The organism is Streptomyces sp. NPDC093225, from assembly GCF_044753805.1.
GTDB lineage: Bacteria > Actinomycetota > Actinomycetes > Streptomycetales > Streptomycetaceae > Streptomyces.
In genome coordinates this window covers 65,843-72,359 of the sequence record NZ_JBIVNX010000041.1, presented here as the reverse complement: position 1 = coordinate 72,359, position 6,517 = coordinate 65,843, and the positions used below count along the sequence as shown (strand labels likewise).

Here is a 6,517-nt window from a genome sequence, read left to right as displayed (position 1 = left end):
GGTCCGGAGGCAGGCCCGGGCCTGGGGTGGCCGCAGGCCAGGGGCGGAGCCCCCTTGCCCCAGGGGTGGGCCTGCCGCAGGGCCTGCAGGCCATGCCGCCTCAAGCGCCGAGGGGACCCACACACCACGGGACCCGCCCCCGAAGCGAGCAAGCCCCGACACCGGACGCGCGCACGTTTCCCGTACGTGAAACCCGCGCGACGGGGCAGGGGCGGGGTGCGCGAAGCAGAACCGGCACCCACCCACCACCCACCACCCACCCACCACCCACCACCCACCACCCACCCACCACCCACCACCCACCAACACCCACCACAAAGGCAACCCACCACAAAGGCAACCCACCCCAAAGCAACCCACAACGCAGGAAGGACGGTGAGCGCCATGCGCAACGGCACCGACGGACTGACGGGCCTGCGGGTGGCCTTCCTGATGGCCCCCGAGGGCGTGGAGGAGGTCGAGCTGACCGAACCCTGGCGGGCGGTCCGGGACGCGGGCGGCGAACCGGTGCTGGTGTCGACCGAGCGCGGCCGCGTCCGGGCGTTCCGGCACCTCGACAGGGCGGGTACCTACTCCGTGGACGCGGTGGTCGCCGAGAGCACCGCGGAGGACTACGACGCCCTGGTGCTGCCCGGCGGCGTCGCGAACCCCGACGCCCTGCGCACCGACCGGCAGGCCGTGGCGTTCGTGCGGCACCTCTTCGGCCTGGGCAGGCCGGTGGCCGCGATCTGCCACGCGCCGTGGATCCTCGTGGAGGCGGACGTGGTGCGCGGCCGGACGCTGACCTCGTGGCCCAGCCTGCGCACCGACATCCGCAACGCGGGCGGCCGCTGGGAGGACCAGCCGTCGGTCGTGTGCCACGCGGCGCCCGGCACCCTGATCACCAGTCGCAGGCCGGCCGACCTGGAGGCGTTCTGCGGGGCGTTCCTGCACGAGTTCGAAGGACGCCGAGGCGGTCGACTGGCCGCCTGAGCACCGCAGCGGCCGGGAGGCCGGCCACCTGAGCGCGGTGCGGTCGGGCAGCGCTTCCCGGACTGCGGGGCGTGACGCGCCGATCTAGGCTGAACGGGTGACACCCGTGCGGCTGGAGGTGGCGCGATGACCTCGCACCGGAGAACGGCAGTCGTGGCGCGGTGCCTGGCCGCCGGCGCCGTCTGCGTCCTCGTGGCGGGCACCGCCGGAGCGGCCGCGGCCGACGACAACGGCATCGCGGACCAGAGCGCCCAGACCATCGCCGCCAAGTCCCGCGCCGCCATGCAGGCCGCCACCTCGATGCGCATGGTGGCCGAGCTCACCGACCGCACCGGCACCACGCGCCTCGACATCGCCTTCGACACGCAGGGCAACTGCACCGGCACCGTCAAGCTGCCGGGCGACAACGGCAAGGCGGACGTGGTCAAGCGCGGCCAGGACGTGTGGATGAAGCTCGACGAGGCCCTCCTGCGCTCGCAGATCCCGGGACCCGCCGCGGACGACGCCATCGCGCTCATCAACGGCCGCTGGCTGCACGGCACCACCAACAGCGTGCTGCTGAAGGACTTCTCCCTCTTCTGCGACCTGAACCACTTCAAGGAGAAGTTCACCGCGAAGCCGGCCGGCGAGCAGCTCACGAAGGGGGCGAAGACGAAGGTGGACGGTGCCCCCGCGATCGCCGTCAACAGTCGCCACGCGGGCGAGACCGGCACGTTCTACGTGTCCACCGAGGACGAGCCGTACCTCCTCCGCATCGAGGGCAAGGACGCCAAGGGCAACCGCGAGAAGGCCACCTTCTCCGACTTCGACAAGCCGGTCCCGACCAAGACCCCGGCGCCCTCGGACTCCGTGGACCTGTCGCAGCTGCGCTGACGCCACCCACGCGGCGCGCTCCCGGCACCCCCCTCACCCACGCGGCGCCCCCGGCGCCCCCTCACACGCGCGCCGAGCCGGCCGTCCGTACCAGCTCCACCAGCAGCTCCCGGGCCGTCCGCCCCTCCGGGACGGGCAGCAGCGGGTAGCCGCTGGCCTGGCCCTCCGCCTCGTGGAGGTCCACCGCCACCCCCTCGGCCCGGGCCCGGGCCGCGAGCTCCCGCGCGTCCGGCGCCAGCACGTCCCGCGTCCCCGTGAACACCGTCATCGGGGCCAGGCCCGCGAACGACCCGTGCAGCGGGCTGACCCGCGGGTCGCCCATCTCCAGCGTGCCCGCGTACAGCCGCCCCGCCTCCAGCAGGCCGGCCCGCGCCAGCACCGGGTCCCGGGCCTCGATCGCCGGCTGCTCCGGATGGCTCATCGACACGTCCAGCCACGGGGATATGAGCACGATCCGCGAGGGCTGCGCCCCGGTCCGGTCCCGCAGCCGCTGGGCCGCCGCGAGCGCCAGCCCCGCCCCGGCCGAGTCGCCGATCAGTACGGTGCCCTCCGGGCCGCCGCTCTGGATCAGCCCGCTCAGCAGGTCGGCCGCCACCGGCACGGTGCGGTCCGCCGTGCCGCGCGGCGCCAGGGTGTACGCCGGCACCACGCAGTGCGCGCGGGCCCCGGTCACCAGGGTCCGTACGAGCGACCAGTGCGCCCGTACCAGCTCGTGGATGAACCCCCCGCCGTGCACGTAGAGCACGCGCGCCGAGGGGTCCCCCTCGCGCGGCGCCACGTCGTACACCGGCCAGGCGCCCACGAACGTCCGGGACAGCTCGGTCGCCTTCGCCAGGCTCCGCGGCGGCAGGTGCGAGGCCGGCCGGCGCGCGCTGGCCGCCACCTCCGCCCGCACCGCGGCCGCGCTCGTCCACCGTCTGCGGTGTCCCGACGCGATCGCGGCCGCGCACCACGCGCGGCTGCGCAAGCTGGGTACGCCGGCCCGGCCCACCGCGCTCGACTGGCTCGTCGCCACGCCGATCCCCTCCCCAAGCACCCCTGCCCTCGTCACGGTAGGGAGCATAGGCGTGAAGTTCTGCTGTCGACCCGCTTAAGAAATCCTCGATGGACTGAAACGTTCCCCCTCGGCACATTGGTCACATCAAGAGATCACCGCGCGGCTCGCCGTGGCCGCGCGCCCGCACGCATGCCTGGAGCCGCACCCATGAAGGCACTCGTCAAGCACAAGGCCGAGCCCGGACTCTGGCTCATGGACGTGCCCGAGCCCGAGTACGGTCCGGGCGAGGTGCTGATCAAGGTGCTGCGCACCGGCATCTGCGGGACCGACCTGCACATCCGCAGCTGGGACGGCTGGGCGCAGGGCGCCGTCAAGACGCCGCTGGTCCTGGGCCACGAGTTCGTCGGCGAGGTCGCCGCGATCGGCTCGGACGTCCAGGACGTCACGGTCGGCGACCTGGTCAGCGGTGAGGGCCACCTGGTGTGCGGCAAGTGCCGCAACTGCCTGGCCGGCCGCCGCCACCTGTGCCGCGCCACCGTCGGTCTGGGCGTCGGCCGCGACGGCGCGTTCGCCGAGTACGTCACCCTTCCAGCCGCCAACGTCTGGGTGCACCGCACCAAGGTCGACCTCGACGTGGCCGCCATCTTCGATCCGTTCGGCAACGCCGTGCACACCGCCCTGTCCTTCCCGCTGGTCGGCGAGGACGTCCTGATCACCGGCGCCGGCCCGATCGGCATCATGGCCGCGGCCGTCGCCCGGCACGCCGGCGCCCGCAACGTCGTGATCACCGACGTCAGCCCGGAACGGCTGGAACTGGCCCGCAAGGCCGGCGCCACCCTCGCCGTCAACGTCGCCGAGTCCTCGATCGAGGCCGCCCAGCAGCAGCTCGGGCTGCGCGAGGGCTTCGACATCGGCCTGGAGATGTCCGGCCGTGCCGAGGCCATGCGCGGCATGATCGACAACATGACCCACGGCGGTCGCATCGCGATGCTGGGCCTGCCGGCCCAGGAGTTCCCGGTCGACTGGGCGAAGATCGTCACCTCGATGATCACCATCAAGGGCATCTACGGCCGCGAGATGTTCGAGACCTGGTACGCGATGACCGTGCTGCTCGAGGGCGGCCTGGACCTCAGCCCGGTGATCACCGGCAAGTACGCCTACCAGGACTTCGAGGCCGCCTTCGACGAGGCCGCCACCGCCCGCAGCGGCAAGATCATCCTGGACTGGACGGCGTAACCCGCACCGGACACCGGCCCCCCGTCGAGCGGGCGGGCCCGTCCGCCTCAGACCACATTTCCCCGTGGCCGGGCCCCGCCCGACCCTCCCCCCTCCGGCGGGGCCCGGCCACCACCTCCGACGTCCTTCGACCTCCTCCGACGTCCTCCGCCGCACAAGGAGCCGTGAGCAGCATGTTCGAGTCCGTACGCGACGACCTCCGCAGCACCCTCGACGAGATCCGCGAGGCGGGTCTGCACAAGCCCGAGCGCGTCATCGGCACGCCGCAGAGCGCGGCCGTCAACGTCACCGCGGGCGGCGCCCCCGGCGAGGTGCTCAACTTCTGCGCCAACAACTACCTGGGCCTGGCCGACCACCCCGAGGTCGTCACCGCCGCCAAGGACGCCCTGGACCGCTGGGGCTACGGCATGGCCTCCGTCCGCTTCATCTGCGGCACCCAGGAGGTGCACAAGGAGCTCGAGGCGCGCCTGTCGGCCTTCCTCGGCCAGGAGGACACGATCCTCTACTCCTCGTGCTTCGACGCCAACGGCGGCGTCTTCGAGACCCTGCTCGGCCCCGAGGACGCGGTGATCTCCGACGCCCTCAACCACGCCTCGATCATCGACGGCATCCGGCTGTCCAAGGCGCGCCGCTTCCGGTACGCCAACCGCGACATGGCCGACCTGGAAGCCCAGCTGAAGGCAGCCGTCGAGGGCGGCGCCCGCCGCAAGCTGGTCGTCACCGACGGCGTGTTCTCCATGGACGGCTACGTCGCCCCGCTCCAGGAGATCTGCGACCTGGCCGAGCGCTACGACGCCATGGTCATGGTCGACGACTCCCACGCGGTCGGCTTCGTCGGCCCCGGCGGCCGCGGCACCCCCGAGCTGCACGGCGTCATGGACCGCGTCGACATCATCACCGGCACGCTCGGCAAGGCCCTCGGCGGCGCCTCCGGCGGTTACGTCGCCGCCCGCACCGAGATCGTCGAGCTGCTGCGCCAGCGCTCGCGCCCGTACCTCTTCTCGAACTCCCTCGCCCCGGTCATCGCCGCCGCCTCCCTCAAGGTCCTCGACCTGCTGGAGTCCGCCGGCGACCTGCGCGAGCGCCTCGCGGCCAACACCAAGCTGTTCCGCACGAAGATGACCGAGGCCGGCTTCGAGATCCTGCCCGGCGACCACGCCATCGCCCCCGTCATGATCGGCGACGCGGCCGAGGCCGGGCGCATGGCCGAGCTGCTGCTGGAGCGCGGCGTGTACGTGATCGGCTTCTCGTACCCGGTGGTCCCGATGGGCCAGGCGCGCATCCGCGTGCAGCTGTCCGCGGCCCACTCGACCGAGGACGTCGAGCGCGCCGTCGCCGCCTTCGCCGACGCCCGCGCGGCCCTGAAGGGCTGACCGCAGCCGCGAGGGCTGACCGCAGCCACGACGCCGGGCCGGAGGCCAGCCCTCCGGTCCGGCGCCGGGCCCGGTGCCCCCGGCCTCGGGAGCGGTACGGCGCACGCGTCCCGCCTGTCACAATGATCTGGTGATCGACCCACGGCGGCTGCGCATCCTGCGGGCCGTGGCGGACCACCGCACGGTGACCGCCGCGGCGGCGGCCCTGTACCTGACCCCCTCCGCCGTCTCCCAGCAGCTCGCCGCGCTCGAGCAGGAGACCGGCCACACCCTGCTGACCCGCAGCGGGCGCGGCGTCCGGCTCACCGCGGCCGGCGAGATCCTGCTCGGCCACGCGCACGAGGTGCTCGCCCAGCTCGAGCGCGCCGAGGCCGAGCTCGCCGCCTACGCGGGCGGTGCGGCCGGCGAGATCACCGTTGCGTCCTTCGCGACCGGCATCGCCGAGGTACTGGCCCCGGCCCTGGCCCGGCTCTCCCACGAGCACCCCGGCATACGCGTCCGGGTGCGCGACGCCGAGGGCGACGAGAGCCTGCCGCTGCTCCTGGACGGGGAGGCCGACCTGGCCCTGGCCGTCGAGTACCGCGGCGGTCCCGGCGCCGACGACGGCCGGCTCTCGCTCGTACCGCTGTACGCCGAGCCCTTCGACGCCGTGCTGCCCGCCTCGCACCCGCTGAGCATGCACCCGGCCGTCGCGCTGGCCGAACTGGCCGACAGCGACTGGATCAGCCCCTACCCCGGCAACCCGTGCCACGACGTCATGGTCACGGCGTGCGAGCTGGCCGGGTTCCAGCCGCGGCTCGTGCACTCCTCCGACGACTTCCGGGCCGTGGTGGCGCTGGCGGGAGCGGGGGCCGGCGTGGCGCTCGTACCCCGCTCGGCGCTGCGCGGGATGGAACTCAAGGACACCGTCGTACGTCCCGTCACCGGCCCGGCCGCCACCCGGCGGGTGTTCGCCGCCACCCGCCGCGGGGCGGAGGCCCACCCGCTGCTGCGGCCGGTACTGGACGCGCTGCGGCGCGAAGCCGGGAACCTGTCGACCAGCTGACCGTGCGGGCCTCAGCCGCGG

6 protein-coding genes are annotated in these 6,517 nt (G+C 73.6%); 5 read left to right on the top strand and 1 reads right to left on the bottom strand.

The window, feature by feature from the left end; genetic code table 11:
• Positions 1-414 precede the first annotated feature (414 nt).
• Together ACIQCH_RS29295 and ACIQCH_RS29290 are read left to right on the top strand one after the other, a co-directional pair.
• Positions 415-972 carry a type 1 glutamine amidotransferase domain-containing protein gene (locus ACIQCH_RS29295; protein WP_402585770.1) on the top strand — a complete coding sequence of 186 codons (558 nt, stop codon included), beginning with the start codon at positions 415-417 and terminating at the stop codon, positions 970-972.
• A gap of 126 nt (positions 973-1,098) precedes the next feature.
• Positions 1,099-1,845: a hypothetical protein gene (locus tag ACIQCH_RS29290; RefSeq protein WP_402585763.1), complete on the top strand. Its 747-nt coding sequence runs from the start codon at positions 1,099-1,101 to the stop codon at positions 1,843-1,845.
• A gap of 61 nt (positions 1,846-1,906) precedes the next feature.
• On the opposite strand, the gene ACIQCH_RS29285 is transcribed toward ACIQCH_RS29290, so the two are convergent.
• Complete coding sequence (locus ACIQCH_RS29285; RefSeq protein ID WP_402585761.1) at positions 1,907-2,860, bottom strand: alpha/beta hydrolase fold domain-containing protein; 954 nt, start codon at positions 2,858-2,860, stop codon at positions 1,907-1,909.
• Positions 2,861-3,049: 189 nt separating this feature from the next.
• Between ACIQCH_RS29285 and tdh the strand changes: the two genes are divergently transcribed.
• From tdh to ACIQCH_RS29270, 3 genes are all read left to right on the top strand, one after another.
• Complete coding sequence (gene tdh / locus ACIQCH_RS29280; RefSeq protein ID WP_402585759.1) at positions 3,050-4,078, top strand: L-threonine 3-dehydrogenase; 1,029 nt, start codon at positions 3,050-3,052, stop codon at positions 4,076-4,078.
• Between the two features lie 173 nt (positions 4,079-4,251).
• Positions 4,252-5,451 (top strand): glycine C-acetyltransferase, encoded by a 1,200-nt coding sequence (locus ACIQCH_RS29275; RefSeq protein ID WP_402585769.1) that lies wholly within the window; start codon positions 4,252-4,254, stop codon positions 5,449-5,451.
• Between the two features lie 130 nt (positions 5,452-5,581).
• Complete coding sequence (locus ACIQCH_RS29270) at positions 5,582-6,496, top strand: LysR substrate-binding domain-containing protein (protein WP_402585757.1); 915 nt, start codon at positions 5,582-5,584, stop codon at positions 6,494-6,496.
• Positions 6,497-6,517: the final 21 nt, after the last annotated feature.

What these genes read in the sequence shown, in the direction of transcription:
- ACIQCH_RS29290 (WP_402585763.1), top strand. Translation starts at nt 1,099, where the DNA reads ATGACCTCGCACCGGAGAACGGCAGTCGTGGCGCGGTGCCTGGCCGCC.
- tdh (WP_402585759.1), top strand. Translation starts at nt 3,050, where the DNA reads ATGAAGGCACTCGTCAAGCACAAGGCCGAGCCCGGACTCTGGCTCATG.
- ACIQCH_RS29275 (WP_402585769.1), top strand. Translation starts at nt 4,252, where the DNA reads ATGTTCGAGTCCGTACGCGACGACCTCCGCAGCACCCTCGACGAGATC.